The organism is Agrobacterium sp. O3.4 (assembly GCF_041414895.1).
Lineage (GTDB): Bacteria > Pseudomonadota > Alphaproteobacteria > Rhizobiales > Rhizobiaceae > Agrobacterium > Agrobacterium cucumeris.
On the sequence record NZ_JALPZP010000001.1, the window covers coordinates 1857572 to 1873676 of the forward strand.

The following is a 16105-nucleotide window of genomic DNA, read 5'->3' on the forward strand; positions in this document are numbered from 1 at the left end:
TGCGTCAATTCATTGGGTCCGAACGTTTCGGCATGGGCGGCATCGGCCAAAACCGATACCATTCGCCCGGCCTGTCGCCGCGCCCACCCCGCCATTCGTCTGCGCCTGCTCATTCATAAAGGCCAAACTTGGCATTTATCACATCCGGGCATGTATCATGTCGGACGTCAGGCTTCGCTTGGACAAAATGTCACGCGGCAATGGACCAACCCGCCTTTGGAAACGGCACGGACGCAACCACGCCGTCCCCTTTTTCAGCAACCGGAATGCGCGAGCAGCGCCCGCGCCTTCCGGTCCGGTATTCAGCGAATGCGCGGAAGCTGTTCCCACTGGTGGTAAGGCGGCGGCGAAGACAGCTGCCATTCGAGTGTCGTTGCACCCTCACCCCAGGGATTGTTGCCGGCGATCCGCTTCTTGGCGAAGGCTTCCCAGACGCCGAAGAGGAAGATGCCAACAGCAACCGCCGAGATATAGGAGCCGTAAGACGACACCAGGTTCCAGCCGGCATAGGCATCGGGATAATCGATGTAGCGGCGCGGCATGCCGGCGAGACCGAGGAAGTGCTGCGGGAAGAAGATCAGGTTCACGCCGACGAACATGACCCAGAAATGCAGCTTGCCGATGAACTCGCTATACATGTAGCCGGTGATCTTCGGGAACCAGTAATACCAGCCGGCGAAGATCGCGAAGACCGCGCCGAGCGACAGAACGTAGTGGAAGTGGGCCACGACGTAATAGGTGTCATGCAGCGAGCGGTCGAGACCGGCATTGGCGAGCTGCACGCCGGTGACGCCACCGACCGTGAACAGGAAGATAAAGCCGATCGCCCAGATCATCGGGGTCGAGAAGGTCAGCGAACCGCCCCACATGGTCGCGATCCACGAGAAGATCTTGATACCTGTCGGCACCGCGATGACCATGGTTGCGAATACGAAATAACGCTGCGCTTCGAGCGACAGGCCGACCGTATACATATGGTGCGCCCAGACGATGAAGCCGACCGCGCCGATGGCGACCATGGCATAGGCCATGCCGAGATAACCGAAGACCGGCTTCTTGGAGAAGGTGGAAATGATGTGGCTGATGATGCCGAAGCCGGGCAGGATCAGGATGTACACTTCCGGGTGGCCGAAGAACCAGAACAGATGCTGGTAGAGGATCGGATCACCGCCGCCTTCCGGCGAGAAGAATGCCGTGCCGAAGTTACGGTCGGTCAGAAGCATGGTGATGCCACCTGCCAGAACCGGCAACGACAGCAGCAGCAGGAATGCGGTGACGAGAACCGACCAGGCAAACAGCGGCATCTTGTGCAGCGTCATGCCCGGGGCGCGCATGTTGAGAATGGTGGTGATGAAGTTGATGGCGCCAAGGATCGAAGACGCGCCGGCAACGTGCAGCGAGAAGATCGCCAGATCCACCGCAGGTCCCGGCATGCCGCTGGTCGATAGCGGCGGATACATGGTCCAGCCGCCGCCCACACCATAAGCACCCGCCGGACCTTCAACGAAGAGCGACAGGAGCAGCAGGATGAAGGCCGGAACGATCAGCCAGAAGGAAATATTGTTGAGGCGCGGGAAAGCCATGTCAGGAGCGCCGATCATGATCGGGATCATCCAGTTGGCAAAACCGCCGATCATCGCCGGCATGACCATGAAGAAGATCATGATGAGCGCGTGCGCCGTGGTGAACACGTTGAACATGTGCTTGCCGCCGTCGATGGCAGCGTCGCCCTCGAAGCCGTAAACCATGGACGCCAGACCGTGGAAGATCTGGATGCCCGGCTCCTGCAGCTCCATGCGCATGACAACGGACAAACCGCCGCCGATGATGCCCGCCATGATGGCGAAGATCAGGTACAGCGTGCCGATGTCCTTGTGGTTGGTGGACAGGAACCAGCGGGCGAAAAAGCCCGGCTTATGGGAATGATCATGCGAATGATCGTCATGCGCATGCGCATCGTGTTCGGATTGACCATGCGAGTGATGATCGTCGTGTGCGGAAGGTCCAGCCATTGTCGTCACTCCAGTCGTCAGTTGGTTTCGTTGGCGGCAACGTCAACTGTGCGCGGAGCGCCGTCGACGGAGGCCATCAGCGCCCGGTTCGCGCCGTTCAGATCTGAAGCGGCGGCGGCGTGCCAGGCATTGTACTGCTGTTCGGAAACCACCCGAATGGCGATGGGCATGAAGGCGTGGTCCTTGCCGCAAAGCTCGGAACACTGGCCGTAATAAAGGCCTTCCTTCTCCGGCTTGAACCATGTTTCGTTGAGACGACCCGGAACGGCATCGATCTTGACACCGAAAGCGGGCATGGCGAAGGCGTGGATGACGTCGGTCGGAGCCGCCGTCACCAGAAGGCGAACGGTCTTGCCGACCGGAACGACCATTTCATTATCTACCGCAAGAAGACGCGGATAGCGGGCCTTGTCCTCCTTGCCCGCAGCAGCGCGATCCTGCTCCTTCAGCAGATAGCTGTCGAAGGAGAGCGGCTCTGCGCCCTCGGCCGCGGCATATTCATAGCTCCACAGCCATTGCGTGGCGGTCGCCTTCAGCGTCAGGTCCGGGTTTTCCGGCTGGGTCAGCTGCGCGTTCAGAAGATTGAACGAAGGGAAAGCAAGGAACAGGAGAATGAGCACCGGCGCCAGCGTCCAGACAACCTCGATCGCCGTATTATGGCTGGTCTTGGAAGCCACCGGATTTTTCGCGGCGCGGAACTTCAGGGCAACGATGATGAGCAGCACAAGAACGAAAAGCGTAACCGGAACAATGAACCAAAGCGTATATTGTTCGAACCAGCGTATTTCGTGCATGATCGGCGTGGCGGCCTCCTGCATGCCCATTTGCCAATGCACCGGCTGATCGGCGTGGGCGCCGACAGCCGTGAGCAGACAGGTCATCCCCGCCAATGCTGCGTAAATCCTATTCCTCACGGTACCCTCTCCCTCACGCGTCTGATCTAGATCAATCACAGACGCAGAATCCATGCTAATGGTACTAACTTCAAACCACAGTTTGTCCTCTGCCGCAATATGCGTCGGGACACGGATGTCAGCCAATTTTGCCATTGGTCAATTGGCGGTCGACTTTCCCGCACTCCACGCCACGATGGATAGGCCGCGACCGCTTTCAAACAGTCAGAATGCGGCACAGGCCCTTCTTTCAGAGGGTTTTGCAGCCTGCCAGCCCAGGCCGGAGGTGGGGTGGCGGGCGGAGAAATTACGCACATGAACAAAGCGGAAAGGTCCTATTTCCGCCCAACTCCGCTGGAATTGAGGTTCCAAGGCTTTTTTTTCCGGATTATGGCGTCAAAATAGCCGCACTGATTCGAATCCCAGAGGTATCCATGCGTCTTTCCCCGCTCGCGCGCACTTTTCTTGCCGCCGCCGGTCTTGCCATCATCGCCCCCGCCGCTGCGGCGCTGGCGCAACAGCAGCCGCCCGGCACGCCGAAGTCGACGCATGGCGCATGGTCTGTCATCTGCGACAAACCGGCCGGCGCGTCGGAAGAGCAATGCGCCCTGATGCAGAACGTCATTGCCGACGACCGCCCTGAAGTGGGGCTTTCGGTGGTGGTGTTGAAGACCGCCGACCGCAAGTCGCGCATCCTGCGTATCCTCGCACCGCTTGGCGTTCTGCTGAAGGATGGCATGGAGCTCTATATCGACAATAATAATATCGGCCGCGCCTATTTCACCCGCTGCTTCTCCGAAGGCTGCTATGTGGAAGTGGATATTGACGACGAGCTGCTGAAGGTTCTGCGCGCCGGCAAGGCCGCCGTTTTTGCGCTGCGTGAATCCGTCGATCAGGACCGTGTCGGCATTCCGATCGAGCTCACCGGCTTTGCCGAAGGCTACGACGCACTGCCGTAACGTCTCGTCGTCAACGGGCAGCCTTGCGTCTGCCCGCTCCAGTGCCTAAATCGGTCATTGAACGATAATGACTGGAGCCTCCCATGACCGACGATCTTGTAAAACTCTTCGATTGCGATGAAACGCAATTGCGCAAGCTCGTCGGAGAGGCGCTCGTCGGCGCTGACGATGGCGAGCTGTTCATCGAACATGCCCAGGCCGAATCATTGACCTTCGACAATGGCCGGCTCAAGGGCGGCTCCTTCAACACCGATCAGGGTTTTGGCCTGCGCGCCGTTGCCGGCGAGACGGTGGGTTACGCCCATGCCGGCGAGCTTTCCGAAAGCGCGCTGAAGCGCGCTTCGGATGCGGTGGGCGCCGTCACCCGCGGTTATTCCGGCTCCTATGCCGCCGCACCCCAGCGCACCAACAAGAAGCTCTATGGCGACGAAAACCCGATCGGCAGCCCGAGCTTTGAGGAAAAGGTGAAGCTCCTCACCGATATCGATGCCTATCTGCGTGATAAGGACGAAAACGTCCGGCAGGTGACGGCGACGATTTCCGCAAGCTGGCAGGTGGTGGATATTCTGCGCGCCGATGGGCATCGCGTCAGCGATATCCGCCCGATGACCCGCATTAATATTTCCGTCGTTGCCGGCGAAGGCGACCGGCAGGAAAGCGGCTCCTATGGCATTGGCGGTCGCGTTGGCTTCGGCGACTTCATTACAACGGAAAGCTGGCAGCGTGGCGCGGATGAAGCGCTGCGCCAGGCGCTCGTCAACCTCACCGCCATCGATGCACCGGCCGGCACCATGGATGTGGTGCTGGGCTCCGGCTGGCCGGGCGTGATGCTGCATGAGGCCGTCGGTCACGGTCTGGAAGGCGATTTCAACCGCAAGAAGACCTCGGCCTTTGCCGGCCTGATGGGCGAGATGGTGGCCGCCCCCGGCGTCACCGTCGTGGATGACGGCACCATCGACAGCCGTCGCGGTTCGCTCACCATCGACGACGAAGGCACGCCATCCGCTTATAATGTGCTGATCGAGAATGGCCGGCTGGTGGGCTATATGCAGGACCGCCAGAACGCCCGGCTGATGGGCGCAAAAGCCACCGGCAACGGCCGCCGGCAGGGTTATTCGCATGTGCCGATGCCGCGCATGACCAATACCTACATGTTATCAGGCGACAAAACGCCGGAAGAAATCATCGCCTCGGTCAAAAAGGGCATCTATGCCGTTTCCTTCGGTGGCGGACAGGTGGATATTACATCAGGCAAATTCGTGTTCGGCTGCACCGAGGCTTACCTCATCGAGAACGGCAAGATCGGCGCGCCGGTGAAGGGCGCCATGCTGATCGGCAACGGACCTGATGCGATGAAGCGCGTCTCGATGATCGGCAATGATTCCAAACTCGATACGGGCATCGGCAATTGCGGCAAGGCCGGGCAGTGGGTGCCGGTCGGCGTTGGCCAACCGCATCTGCGCATGGACCAGATCACCGTTGGCGGCACGAAGGCGTAAGGAATTCGGAGCTTGGATCACTGCGGTCTGTCCCAAATGCCGCCATACCGGCCCTGAGCCGGTATCCAGCCGACGCGCGTCTGTGCGGCGAGAAGCGTGTTGTCCGCCCAAGGATTTGGGCTGGCCGGATGCCTTATCCAGTCCGGCATGACGGCAGAGATAGTTGCGGTCACGCGAAATGTTAAGCCTGCCGCAGCAATCCCAGCCCATAACCTTGCACATGGCTGCCATGATGAGGTTTCCTCTGGCACCTCACCGAGAAGACGATAAGATCACCCTCACGGCAGGCCCTCCTCCCACCGCCGGGCCTGCGTGGCACAAGGAGACCATGACCATCATACGCAATGCCCTCGTCCCGGAACTTGCCGTCACCGACTGGCTGAAAAGCCGCGCCTTTTATTGCGACCTGATCGGTTTTCATGTGGTTTATGAGCGTCCCGAAGAGGGCTTCGCCTATCTTGCCCTCGATGAAGCACAGGTGATGATCGACCAGATCGGTGCGACCCGGACCTTCGTGGCTGATAATGCCGGGCTAGAATTTCCGCTGGGTCGCGGCATGAATCTGCAGCTCGCCGTTCCTTCCCTGCAACCCATTCTGACGCGACTGGAGCGGTCTTCGATCGACCTCGTTCTGGCGCCGGAAGAGAAGTGGTACAGGCGCGGCACGGTCGAGGTCGGCAATCGGCAATTCATCGTTGCCGATCCGGACGGTTATCTGATCCGCCCGTTCGAGAGCCTGGGCGAACGCCCCTTCCGGTTCGGTTAAGCCCATGTTGCCCTTTCGCCCGCATGCGGTTGTTTTCGACATGGACGGATTGCTGATTGAAAGCGAGGTGCTTTATCGCGATTCATTTCTGGCGGCTTCGGAGGAAGGCGGCCATGGAATGCAGGTCGAGACCTATCAGAAGGTCTGTGGCAGTCCCTGGGATGTCATCACCGGCACCATCTTTGCCGATTACGGCGCGGATTTTCCCATGGATGCTTTTCGCGACGCGTGGCTGCGGCATCTCGGTGTGATGATGGCGGAGGGTGTGGCGCTGAAACCCGGCGTCGCCGAAATCCTCGATCTTCTCGACCGGCTGGACATCCGCCGCGCCATCGCAACATCTTCGCAGCACACATCGGTTACACGCCATCTCGGCCCTTACGATCTTCTCAGGCGCTTCGACACCATCGTGGCGCGCGGCGATTATACCGAACCGAAACCCGCACCCATGCCCTATCTCACTGCAGCAAAGCGCCTCGGCCTCGAGCCGGGCCGCTGCCTGGCGCTCGAGGATTCCTATTCCGGCGTCCGCTCGGCCGCTTCGGCCGGCATGATGACGATCATGGTGCCGGACGTGGCGCCGCCGACCGAGGAAATGCGGGAAAAATGCGTTGCCGTCATGGGTGATCTCCATGCGGTGGCAGACATGCTGCAAGACGCACGGCTTTTACGGCTTTGAAAAGTGGGCCGTGATGTGAATGCGCGTCACACGCCTTTCGCCATTTGGACTTATAGTGGCGGTCGTAACGGCCGGAACGCCGATATTGGTCAGGCGCCTCCGTCGGCGCATCCATAACCGGAGTGGTCATGCTGCTTGTCGCCGTGTCGCTCGCGACGCTTGTATTGCTCTCTCTCTCCGCGTTTCAGATCACCCTCGCCGCCGGTGCGCCTTTCGGCCGTTTTGCCTGGGGCGGCGCAAGCCGTGTGCTGCCGGTCAGGCAAAGAATTGCAAGTGTCGCTTCTCTTGCGATCTATGGCCTTATGGCGTCTTTTCCGCTGCAAAAGGCAGGCTTCGCAGCGATCTGGCCGGCAAGCTGGATCGAACCCGGCATCTGGATCATCGCCTGCTATCTTGCGGTGAGCATTGGATTGAACGCAATGTCGAAGAGCCGCGCAGAACGGCTGGTCATGACACCGGTAGCCACCGTTCTTGCGATCCTGTTCTTTATCGTCTCGCTGTCATAAAGACACCAGACCAACGGCACGATGCCGCAACGATCGGGCCTTCTCAGCGGATCGTCAGCCCCCCGGCCTGAAACGCCACTTGCGCTCGATCGCTCCTTCAATATCGAGACCATTATAATGGGCCAGCAACAGCACATGGCCGAGGAGATCAGCGGTTTCGTCGGCCAGATCCCGCTTCATCTCCTCTTTGCTCCTGCCCTTGATGCGCCCCCGCCCCGTCAGCCGGTTCCAGGCCTGCGTGACCTCGCCAACCTCTTCCTGAAGCTTCAGCATGTACCAGTCCGGATCGCGGAATATTCCGTTTTCAGCGGCATATTTTTGCGAGGCCTCTTCAAACCGACGCATCGTGTCAGCAAACATTTGTTCATCCTTTGTTCGTGCGCTACAACTCTAACCACGATTCTCCGGCCGCGTCGATCCGAAAGGATGTTTCGCGACCCTGAACGGAAATCTCCGCGACAGATGCCCGCCGTCGCGATAGGAACAGTCATTCGAAACAGTGCCGTCACCCATGCCTTATCTCGATTTTTTCTCGTCCCTCATCACCGCCCATAGCCCGTCGCTGCTGGCCATGTTTGCGGGTGCGGCATTTCTCGCCGGTCTCGCCCGCGGCTTTTCCGGCTTCGGCGCAGCACTCATCTTCATTCCGCTGGCAAGCGCGATCGTCGGACCGCGCATCGCGTCAGCGGTTCTGCTAGTGGTGGACGGCGTGTTGACGCTTGGCATGATACCCCCAGCCTTTCGCATGGCGGACCGGCGTGAGGTTTTCACCATGGCGGCAGGCGCACTTGTCGGCGTGCCACTTGGAACCCTGCTGCTTTCCCATAGCGATCCGTTGACCCTGCGCTGGATCATTTCCACCGTGGTCGTCGTGCTTCTGTTGTTTCTGCTGTCCGGCTGGCGGTATAGCGGGCGGCCGAAGACGCCTCTGACACTGTTTACCGGGTTTCTGGCCGGGCTGTTTTCGGGTGCGGCGCAACTGGGTGGGCCGCCCGTGGTTGCCTATTGGCTTGGCGGGGCGCTCAAAGGTGCGTTCGTGCGCGCCAATGTCATTCTTTATTTCGCGGTTTCGACCGTGATTTCCACGGCAAGTTATTTTTTCGGTGGTCTTTTCACCGCCGATGTCTTCGTTTTTTTCCTGCTGGCCCTGCCGTTTTACGGGGCGGGTCTTTATGCCGGCGCGCGCCTGCACGGATTTGCCGATGAGGCCGCATTCAGACGCATCTGCTACGGCCTGATCGCCATTTCCGCCGTCATCGGCCTGCCGCTGTTCGATTCGCTGTTGAAATAGGCAGGCCGCACCGGCCTGCCCCCACCGCCTTCAAGGATACATACGAACCTTCGACCATGGCGCATCCGGCGTCTCGCGGCGGAATTCGACGCGGTCATGCAGTCGGAATTTGCGGTCGTGCCAGAATTCGATGCTGACCGGGCGAATGCGAAAACCGGACCAATGGGCCGGGCGCGGAATATCGCCGATGGCATATTTGGCGGTATATTCAGCCACCGCCTTTTCCAGCGCGAAACGGCCTTCCAGCGGTCGCGACTGCTTGGACGCCCAGGCGCCGATGCGGCTGCCGCGCGGGCGGGAAGCGTAATAGGCATCCGCCTCCGCATCCGTGACGATTTCCACCTCGCCGCGCAGACGCACCTGACGTCTCAGGCTTTTCCAGTGGAAACACATGGCGGCTTTTTTCTGGCCAAGGATCTCGCGGCCCTTCTGGCTTTCGAAGTTCGTATAGAAAACGAAGCCGCGATCATCGACGTCTTTCAACAGCACCATGCGCACATTCGGCAGGCCATTTTCATCGACGGTTGCGAGCGCTACCGCGTTCGGATCGTTGATTTCGGAAGCCGTCGCATCCTTCAGCCATTCGGCAAAAAGGGTGAAAGGTTCATTTTCTTCCGTGAAGTCACTGGATGTTAACCCCGTTTCCGACATATTGACTAAAATGCTCCCGAGCTGATTTGGACCCCAGAGATGATTTCTGGCGAAAGATGGTGACCGTCATAGCAAAGTCGAACAGTCGAACAAAGGGCCTCCTTTCGTCGATCGCGGAAGTTTCCGCCGTCGTATCAATGCTCGTGGTGCTGAGCGGTTGTGTCAGCCTCGATCTGTTCGGCGGCGACAAGGTCGACCGCTCGCTCTCCACGGCCTCCGTTCCCAACCAGCAGAATAATGGCCAGCAGACCGATGATGCGACCATCCGCAATGCGGTAACATCGGCCGATCTTGCCAAACTTGCCGACCAGCCGCTGCCCTGGGCCAATGCCTCAACCGGCAGCGCCGGCGTCGTGACCGCCATTCACGAAGACAAATCCAGCGGTTTCGTCTGCCGCGATTTCAGGACGACGCGCCACTCCTTCGAAGGTGTGGCCGCTTATTCCGGACAGGCCTGCCTCTCGGAAACCGGCGAGTGGTTGATGACCCGCTTCGAGCAGAAATAATCTATTTACCTTGGCGCATGGAATAAGCCCGGCCACCCCGCGCCGCGCTTCCTGCGTAAAGGAGTGATTAGCAACTTATTGCAACAGTCGACGTTGATTAAACCGAGGGCGTGTACGTGAATGATCGCGGCATCCCTTTTCGGAGGGGTTAGTTTCAGGATTGCGCCATGAACGGCGGCAGACTGAGCCAACGTAACTGGTGTTTCGCATGCGCGATCCATATTCGATCCTCGGCGTGAAACGTGACGCCCGCCATGAGGAAATCAAGGCTGCCTGGCGCACGAAGGCGAAAACCGTCCATCCGGACGCCAATCGCGACGATCCCGATGCTTCGGCGCGATTCGCCGAAGTCGGGCAGGCTTATGACCTTTTAAAAGACCCCAAGAAGCGCGATCTTTACGATCAGGCCCGCCAGGCGGCCGAGAAGAAGAAGCGCGGCGAAACCATCATGCAGCAGCGGGAGGCAGCGCGCGAGGCTGCCGAACGCGCCAAGGCGGCTGAGAAGCTGATGGAGGAACTGGCCCGCGCCGATGCCCGCAACCGGGCGCAGACCGGCCAGAAAACCGACGGAAAACCTGAGACGGCCGAGGATATCGTCGAGCGTATTTTCGGGGCCGATGCACAAAACGACCCCAAGGTGCAACAGGCGGCGGAAGCGGCCAAGGCTGCAGCCAGCGGCACAAAAAGTGACATTCCGGGGACGGGTGAAACGGCACAACCGGCCGCTGCTGACGACAAATCCACATCCGCCTCGCTTGCCGGCAATCTCTTCAGCGCCCTCGTACGCCGGTTCCGCACGCCGCAGCCGGTTGCGGAAAAGGCACCTGACATTACGGCCGAAGCCACCATCACGGTTGCCGATCTTCTGGAGCGCAAATGGGTTACCATTGGGCTTGCCGAAGAGCGGGAAGCCCGCTTCCAGCTGGAACCCGGCATGACCGACGGCCATGTGGTGAGGTTAAAGGGACAGGGGCTGAAACTTCCCGGCATGGCGCGCGGCGATCTTGCCGTGACGTTGCTTGCCGCACGCGACGACGCCTTTTCCATTCGCGGATTCGATATTCACACGACTTTGCCGATCTCGCTTGGTGATGCGGTTCTGGGCTGCGAAACGAAAGTCCGCACTCCGCTCGGCGAAGAAAATCTCAGCATTCCGGCCTGGTCCGGCTCGGACCGCGTGCTGCGGCTTGCCGGCAAGGGCCTTGCCGATGGCAAGGGTGAATATGGCGATCTCGTCATTGAATTGCGCATTGTCCTGCTCGAAAAGCCGGATGAAAAGGTGACCGACCTCATGCGCCACATGCGCGAAGGCCTCTATTTGTGAAAGTTTTGCGAATAGCCGGGACAACGCACCCTTTGTTACGTTCCCTAACAGTTGATGATCTTTGGCAATCTTGAACAGGATTGCAGCCTATGCCATAGGCAGGATCAATCGAAAGTATCAGGGAGCATAAAATGGCTCAGGCATCCGGCCTCATGGCTGGCAAACGCGGCCTCATCATGGGCGTCGCCAATAATCGTTCAATCGCTTGGGGCATTGCAAAGGCCTGCGCGGATGCAGGTGCGGAACTCGCACTCACATGGCAGGGTGACGCGCTGAAGAAGCGTGTCGAGCCGCTCGCACAGGAACTTGGCGCCTTCATGGCTGGTCACTGTGACGTGACGGACCTCGGGACGATCGATGACGTTTTTGCGTCTCTGGAAAAGCACTGGGGCAAGATCGACTTCGTCGTGCACGCCATTGCGTTTTCCGACAAGGACGAGCTGACGGGTCGTTACCTCGACACCAGCCGCGACAATTTCAACCGCACCATGGATATTTCCGTGTTTTCGCTGGCCGCTGTCGCCAAGCGTGCGGAGCCTATCATGAATGATGGCGGCTCGATCATCACGCTCACCTATTACGGTGCCGAGAAGGTCATGCCGAACTACAACGTCATGGGTGTGGCCAAGGCGGCTCTTGAGGCCAGCGTGCGTTATCTCGCCGTTGACCTCGGCAATCGCGGTATCCGCGTCAACGCCGTTTCCGCCGGCCCGATCAAGACGCTTGCCGCTTCCGGCATTGGCGACTTCCGTTATATTCTCAAGTGGAACGAATATAATGCGCCGCTGAAGCGCACTGTTTCCATCGAGGAAGTCGGCAAATCGGCACTTTACCTGCTGTCCGATCTTTCGACCGCGGTGACCGGTGAAATCCACCACGTCGATTCCGGTTATCACACCATCGGCATGAAGGCGGTGGATGCGCCTGACATTTCGGTGGTGAAGGACTAACCATCAGGAATGCTTGAAACAGGGGTATCGCCTTGCTCGTCTATGTGATCCGGCACGGACAAACGGACTGGAATGCGATACGCCGGCTTCAGGGCCAGAAAGACATTCCGCTCAATGATTTCGGCCGCCAGCAGGCGGTCGGCAATGGCAGGCTGCTCGCCCATTTGCTCGGCGAGCAGGCCACGGATTTCGACTATGTGGCAAGCCCGCTTGGTCGCACCCGCGAAACCATGGAACTGATGCGCGGCGCGATGGGTCTCGACCCCCTTGCCTACCGCACCGACGACCGCCTGATCGAAGTTTCCTTCGGCGACTGGGAGGGGCAGACCCTGCCGGAACTCAAAAAAGAGTTTCCTGACCGGGTGAAGGCGCGCAAGGCCAACAAGTGGGATTTCATTCCCCCCGGCCAGGATGCCGAAAGCTACGAAATCCTCTCCTGGCGCATCGGCGCATGGCTCTCCTCCGTGGACAGGCCGACAGTCTGCGTCTGCCACGGCGGCGTCATCCGCTCGATCTTCCGGCTGGTGTCCGGCATGGACAAGGATGAGGCGTCACGCACGCAAATCCCGCAGGACCGGATTTTGAAGGTCGATATCGACGGGAACAGTGCGGAGTGGGTGTCGTGAGGGAGCACCGGGATAGCCCTCGGCGGCGTCTTTGAGACGCTTGTATATTCGCAGGACGGTGCCGCATATTTCTTCTCCCCGCCGGGGAGAAGATGGCCCGAAGGGTCAGATGAGGGGGTTACGTTGCCGGATTTCGGAGAGCTTGCCCCCTCATCCCGCTGCCGCGGACTTCTCCCCGGCGGGGAGAAGAAACAAGGTGCAAACGCTCATTTCACAACGGCGGTTTTAGGATGATGACGCGTAGACCCGAGCCGCCTTACTCAACGACCTGAAGATCGTCGACCACGCGTTTCCCATCCACTTCCGTATAGAAAACCACGACCTTCACGCCCGCCTTCAGGCCTTCAAAGTTGAACTCTTCCGGCACGCGATAGGTCTTGCCATCGTTGAGCGTAATGCTCAGCCCGTTCGCATCGATCTTGCTGATCGTGCCTTCCACATCGACGCTCTGGGCGAAGCTGTTGATTGGCATCAGCAGGTTGGCGGTGGCCAGAAGGGCGGCAATCATCATACGCATCGATCTAGCTTTCGTGGATTTGCGTGAAAACCTTACATGCATGAAGAATTGCCTTTCGAATGTGGCGGAAATTGCCCGCAACCATGACATTTTCGGCCCAATTGATGAACGGATTTGAGATCGTGTTCAAGCCGTTAGTGATTTTTACACCGCATTTCGCGGCAATATTGGAAAACTGCGGATAAACGTGGAAAACGGCGGCGCATTTACATTTCCGTCATCTCGAAAAACCGCGCTCGCCGGCCCGAATCGCCACCCACTCCCATCCCGGCGCCTGTCGGCGGGATGGGGAAGACGCCTGTCGATGTCGTGTTCGGCACTTATCCTGCCGCAGCGAAAGAAAGGCTTTTGCCTTGTCGGGATTTACACTAAGACAAATCCGCTTGTTTTAAACGGCGCTACCCGCAGGCGCCCTGTTTTCCGGTTTTGAGAACTATGTCGCATAACAGCTTCGGTCATCTTTTTCGCGTTACCACCTGGGGAGAAAGCCATGGGCCGGCACTTGGCTGCGCGGTGGATGGCTGCCCGCCCGGCCTGCGCTTTACCCTTGCCGAGGTGCAGCACTGGATGGACAAGCGCAAACCCGGCCAAAGCCGTTTCGTCACCCAGCGGCGCGAGGACGACATCGTCAAGGTTCTCTCCGGCGTGATGCTGGATGAGGACGGTGAGACGATGATAACGACGGGCACGCCGATTTCCATGCTGATCGAAAACACCGACCAGCGTTCGAAGGATTATGGCGAGATCGCCAAACGGTTCCGCCCGGGCCATGCGGATTTCACCTATGACCTGAAATACGGTATTCGTGATTATCGCGGCGGCGGGCGTTCTTCCGCGCGCGAGACGGCGGCGCGTGTCGCCGCCGGTGCGATCGCCCGCAAGGTGGTGCCAAGCCTCAATGTGCGCGGCGCGCTGGTGCAGATCGGCAAACACAAGATCAACCGCGATAACTGGGATTGGGATCAGGTCGACCAGAACCCGTTCTTCTGCCCGGACGCGGCGATGGTGCCTGTCTGGGAAGAGTATCTGGACAGCATTCGCAAGGCAGGCTCCTCGATTGGCGCCGTCGTCGAAGTGGTGGCGGAAGGCGTTCCCGCCGGCATCGGCGCCCCCATTTATGCCAAGCTCGATCAGGATATCGCCTCCAGCCTGATGTCGATCAACGCCGTCAAGGGCGTGGAGATCGGCGAAGGTTTCGCCTCGGCCGAGCTTTCCGGTGAAGAAAATGCCGACCAGATGCGCATGGGCAATGACGGCAAGCCGATTTTCCTGTCCAACCATGCCGGCGGCATTCTGGGCGGCATCGCGACCGGTGAGCCTGTCATCGCCCGCTTCGCCATCAAGCCGACCTCCTCCATTCTGACAGAGCGCCTGTCGATCGATACCGACGGCAACAATGTCGATGTGCGCACCAAGGGCCGCCACGACCCCTGTGTTGGCATTCGCGCCGTGCCGATTGGTGAGGCGATGGTGGCCTGCACCGTTGCCGACCATTATCTGAGGGACCGCGGCCAGACCGGCCGGCTTTAGCGGACCGAAAAGTGTGAAGCGGTTTTCGGACAATCCGCTAAAGAAACAAAAAGAGCAACGAACCGTTGCTCTGAAGTGAGGGGATATCGCCATGGCCTATGACCAGAAACGCGTTGTCGACGCCATCCGCGCTTTCGAAGCCGGTGAAATCGTCGTGGTGACCGACGATGACGACCGCGAGAACGAAGGCGATCTGATCATTTCAGCGGTTCACTGCACGCCTGAAAAAATGGCGCTGATCGTTCGTCATACCTCGGGCATCGTCTGCGCGCCAATGCCGCGCGAGGAGGCCAAGCGGCTGAACCTCAACGCCATGGTGGCGGAAAATGACAGCGCCCATACGACGGCCTTCACCGTCAGCGTCGATTTCAAGCACGGCACAACGACTGGCATTTCCGCCGATGACCGCACGCTGACGGTGCGCAATCTCGCTAATCCCAATGTCGGCGCTTCCGATTTCACCCGGCCGGGCCATATATTCCCGCTGATTTCCCGTGAGGGCGGCGTCTTGATGCGCTCCGGCCATACCGAAGCGGCGGTCGATCTCTGCCGTCTCGCCGGCCTGCCGCCCATCGGCGTCATCAGCGAACTGGTGAATGACGATGGCAGCGTGATGCGCGGCCCGCAGGTTCTGGATTTTGCCGACAAACACGGCATGAAACACGTTTCGGTCGCCGATCTCATCGCCTATCGCCAACGCAAGGAAACGCTGGTGGAGATGGAATCCTCCTTCACCATCGAGACGCCCTTCGGACCGGCCAAGGCGCAGACCTATTCCCTGCCCTGGGATCCGATGCAGCACATGGCGGTGATTTTCGGTGATATCAGGGACGGCATTGACATTCCCGTTCGCCTGCACCCCGAAAACGTCGCCGACGACGTGTTCGGCGACCGCCAGCCGGTGCGGCATTATATGCAGAAGATCGCCGAGGAAGGACGTGGTGTCATCGTCTATCTGCGCGAAGGCTCCGTCGGTGTCGGCCAGGTGGCCGGACGCCGCAAGGCGCGTGACCCGGACGAAGCGCATGCCCAGGCCCGTTCGCGCGAAAACGAATGGCTGGAAATCGGTCTCGGCGCGCAGATTCTCAAGGATCTCGGCATCAGCTCCATCAAGCTGCTGACCACCCGCGAACGTCATTATGTCGGGCTTGAAGGCTTCGGCATCCAGATTTCGGCGACGGATATCTGCTGATTTTGGGGTTTGCCTTTGGTTTTCCAGGGCAATTGTGAAACGAGTGGGTGCCCTTGTTTCTTCTCCCCGAGGGGGAGAAGTCCGCGGCAGCGGGATGAGGGGGCGCCCTTGCCGGATTTCGGAGAGCTTGCCCCCTCATCCGACCCTTCGGGCCACCTTCTCCCCGGCGGGGAGAAGAAACACGCGGCGACGCCGGGCTACCTC

General features: G+C 59.6%; 17 protein-coding genes. 12 read left to right on the plus strand and 5 right to left on the minus strand.

Annotated elements, in window-relative coordinates; translation table 11 throughout:
• Positions 1–302 precede the first annotated feature (302 nt).
• Together ctaD and coxB are read right to left on the minus strand one after the other, a co-directional pair.
• Positions 303–2012, minus strand: coding sequence for a cytochrome c oxidase subunit I (gene ctaD, locus M0412_RS09020; RefSeq protein WP_142839226.1), 1710 nt, complete (start codon positions 2010–2012; stop codon positions 303–305).
• Positions 2013–2029: 17 nt separating this feature from the next.
• On the minus strand, positions 2030–2893 hold the full coding sequence (coxB, locus tag M0412_RS09025; RefSeq protein WP_305765180.1) for a cytochrome c oxidase subunit II: 864 nt from the start codon (positions 2891–2893) through the stop codon (positions 2030–2032).
• Positions 2894–3339: 446 nt separating this feature from the next.
• On the opposite strand from coxB, the gene M0412_RS09030 reads away from it, so the two are divergent.
• The 5 genes from M0412_RS09030 (at position 3340) to M0412_RS09050 (ending at position 7314) form a co-directional block, all read left to right on the plus strand.
• Positions 3340–3864, plus strand: a complete 525-nt coding sequence (locus tag M0412_RS09030) for an invasion associated locus B family protein (RefSeq protein ID WP_003494243.1) — start codon at positions 3340–3342, stop codon at positions 3862–3864.
• An 83-nt stretch (positions 3865–3947) separates the two neighbouring features.
• Entirely contained in the window at positions 3948–5363 is a 1416-nt protein-coding gene (gene tldD / locus M0412_RS09035) for a metalloprotease TldD (RefSeq protein ID WP_142839224.1), read from the plus strand.
• Between the two features lie 328 nt (positions 5364–5691).
• On the plus strand, positions 5692–6129 hold the full coding sequence (locus tag M0412_RS09040) for a VOC family protein (protein ID WP_110757604.1): 438 nt from the start codon (positions 5692–5694) through the stop codon (positions 6127–6129).
• Positions 6130–6133: 4 nt separating this feature from the next.
• A complete protein-coding gene (locus M0412_RS09045; RefSeq protein WP_142839223.1) occupies positions 6134–6808 on the plus strand; it encodes an HAD family phosphatase in 675 nt (224 codons plus the stop codon).
• A 128-nt stretch (positions 6809–6936) separates the two neighbouring features.
• A complete protein-coding gene (locus tag M0412_RS09050; RefSeq protein ID WP_269698552.1) occupies positions 6937–7314 on the plus strand; it encodes a hypothetical protein in 378 nt (125 codons plus the stop codon).
• 54 nt (positions 7315–7368) lie between these two features.
• Here the strand turns inward: M0412_RS09050 and M0412_RS09055 are convergent, their stop codons facing one another.
• On the minus strand, positions 7369–7674 hold the full coding sequence (locus M0412_RS09055; protein WP_142839222.1) for a MazG nucleotide pyrophosphohydrolase domain-containing protein: 306 nt from the start codon (positions 7672–7674) through the stop codon (positions 7369–7371).
• Positions 7675–7825: 151 nt separating this feature from the next.
• On the opposite strand from M0412_RS09055, the gene M0412_RS09060 reads away from it, so the two are divergent.
• Positions 7826–8605: a sulfite exporter TauE/SafE family protein gene (locus tag M0412_RS09060; protein WP_269698553.1), complete on the plus strand. Its 780-nt coding sequence runs from the start codon at positions 7826–7828 to the stop codon at positions 8603–8605.
• A 30-nt stretch (positions 8606–8635) separates the two neighbouring features.
• Here M0412_RS09060 and pdxH read toward each other — a convergent pair whose 3' ends face one another.
• The gene (gene pdxH, locus M0412_RS09065) at positions 8636–9256 is read right to left on the minus strand and encodes a pyridoxamine 5'-phosphate oxidase (RefSeq protein WP_142839221.1); all 621 of its coding nucleotides are present in this window, start codon (positions 9254–9256) and stop codon (positions 8636–8638) included.
• A gap of 56 nt (positions 9257–9312) precedes the next feature.
• On the opposite strand from pdxH, the gene M0412_RS09070 reads away from it, so the two are divergent.
• The 4 genes from M0412_RS09070 (at position 9313) to M0412_RS09085 (ending at position 12662) form a co-directional block, all read left to right on the plus strand.
• Positions 9313–9762 (plus strand): RT0821/Lpp0805 family surface protein, encoded by a 450-nt coding sequence (locus M0412_RS09070; RefSeq protein ID WP_142839910.1) that lies wholly within the window; start codon positions 9313–9315, stop codon positions 9760–9762.
• Between the two features lie 208 nt (positions 9763–9970).
• A complete protein-coding gene (locus tag M0412_RS09075; protein WP_269698554.1) occupies positions 9971–11086 on the plus strand; it encodes a DnaJ C-terminal domain-containing protein in 1116 nt (371 codons plus the stop codon).
• A gap of 131 nt (positions 11087–11217) precedes the next feature.
• On the plus strand, positions 11218–12036 hold the full coding sequence (gene fabI, locus M0412_RS09080) for an enoyl-ACP reductase FabI (RefSeq protein ID WP_142839219.1): 819 nt from the start codon (positions 11218–11220) through the stop codon (positions 12034–12036).
• Between the two features lie 32 nt (positions 12037–12068).
• Positions 12069–12662, plus strand: coding sequence for a histidine phosphatase family protein (locus tag M0412_RS09085; protein WP_269698555.1), 594 nt, complete (start codon positions 12069–12071; stop codon positions 12660–12662).
• Positions 12663–12918: 256 nt separating this feature from the next.
• Here the strand turns inward: M0412_RS09085 and M0412_RS09090 are convergent, their stop codons facing one another.
• The gene (locus M0412_RS09090) at positions 12919–13179 is read right to left on the minus strand and encodes a DUF1344 domain-containing protein (protein ID WP_006309807.1); all 261 of its coding nucleotides are present in this window, start codon (positions 13177–13179) and stop codon (positions 12919–12921) included.
• Positions 13180–13614: 435 nt separating this feature from the next.
• Between M0412_RS09090 and aroC the strand changes: the two genes are divergently transcribed.
• Together aroC and ribB are read left to right on the plus strand one after the other, a co-directional pair.
• Entirely contained in the window at positions 13615–14709 is a 1095-nt protein-coding gene (gene aroC / locus M0412_RS09095) for a chorismate synthase (RefSeq protein ID WP_269698556.1), read from the plus strand.
• 91 nt (positions 14710–14800) lie between these two features.
• On the plus strand, positions 14801–15901 hold the full coding sequence (gene ribB, locus M0412_RS09100) for a 3,4-dihydroxy-2-butanone-4-phosphate synthase (protein WP_065115034.1): 1101 nt from the start codon (positions 14801–14803) through the stop codon (positions 15899–15901).
• The last annotated feature ends 204 nt before the right edge of the window (positions 15902–16105 follow it).

Bases quoted from the DNA above. Each gene is read 5' to 3' on its own strand.
- ctaD (WP_142839226.1), bottom strand. From the start codon at position 2,012: ATGGCTGGACCTTCCGCACACGACGATCATCACTCGCATGGTCAATCC.
- coxB (WP_305765180.1), bottom strand. From the start codon at position 2,893: ATGACCTGTCTGCTCACGGCTGTCGGCGCCCACGCCGATCAGCCGGTG.
- M0412_RS09030 (WP_003494243.1), top strand. From the start codon at position 3,340: ATGCGTCTTTCCCCGCTCGCGCGCACTTTTCTTGCCGCCGCCGGTCTT.
- tldD (WP_142839224.1), top strand. From the start codon at position 3,948: ATGACCGACGATCTTGTAAAACTCTTCGATTGCGATGAAACGCAATTG.
- M0412_RS09040 (WP_110757604.1), top strand. From the start codon at position 5,692: ATGACCATCATACGCAATGCCCTCGTCCCGGAACTTGCCGTCACCGAC.
- M0412_RS09045 (WP_142839223.1), top strand. From the start codon at position 6,134: ATGTTGCCCTTTCGCCCGCATGCGGTTGTTTTCGACATGGACGGATTG.
- M0412_RS09050 (WP_269698552.1), top strand. From the start codon at position 6,937: ATGCTGCTTGTCGCCGTGTCGCTCGCGACGCTTGTATTGCTCTCTCTC.
- M0412_RS09055 (WP_142839222.1), bottom strand. From the start codon at position 7,674: ATGTTTGCTGACACGATGCGTCGGTTTGAAGAGGCCTCGCAAAAATAT.
- M0412_RS09060 (WP_269698553.1), top strand. From the start codon at position 7,826: ATGCCTTATCTCGATTTTTTCTCGTCCCTCATCACCGCCCATAGCCCG.
- pdxH (WP_142839221.1), bottom strand. From the start codon at position 9,256: ATGTCGGAAACGGGGTTAACATCCAGTGACTTCACGGAAGAAAATGAA.
- M0412_RS09070 (WP_142839910.1), top strand. From the start codon at position 9,313: ATGGTGACCGTCATAGCAAAGTCGAACAGTCGAACAAAGGGCCTCCTT.
- M0412_RS09075 (WP_269698554.1), top strand. From the start codon at position 9,971: ATGCGCGATCCATATTCGATCCTCGGCGTGAAACGTGACGCCCGCCAT.
- fabI (WP_142839219.1), top strand. From the start codon at position 11,218: ATGGCTCAGGCATCCGGCCTCATGGCTGGCAAACGCGGCCTCATCATG.
- M0412_RS09090 (WP_006309807.1), bottom strand. From the start codon at position 13,179: ATGCGTATGATGATTGCCGCCCTTCTGGCCACCGCCAACCTGCTGATG.
- aroC (WP_269698556.1), top strand. From the start codon at position 13,615: ATGTCGCATAACAGCTTCGGTCATCTTTTTCGCGTTACCACCTGGGGA.
- ribB (WP_065115034.1), top strand. From the start codon at position 14,801: ATGGCCTATGACCAGAAACGCGTTGTCGACGCCATCCGCGCTTTCGAA.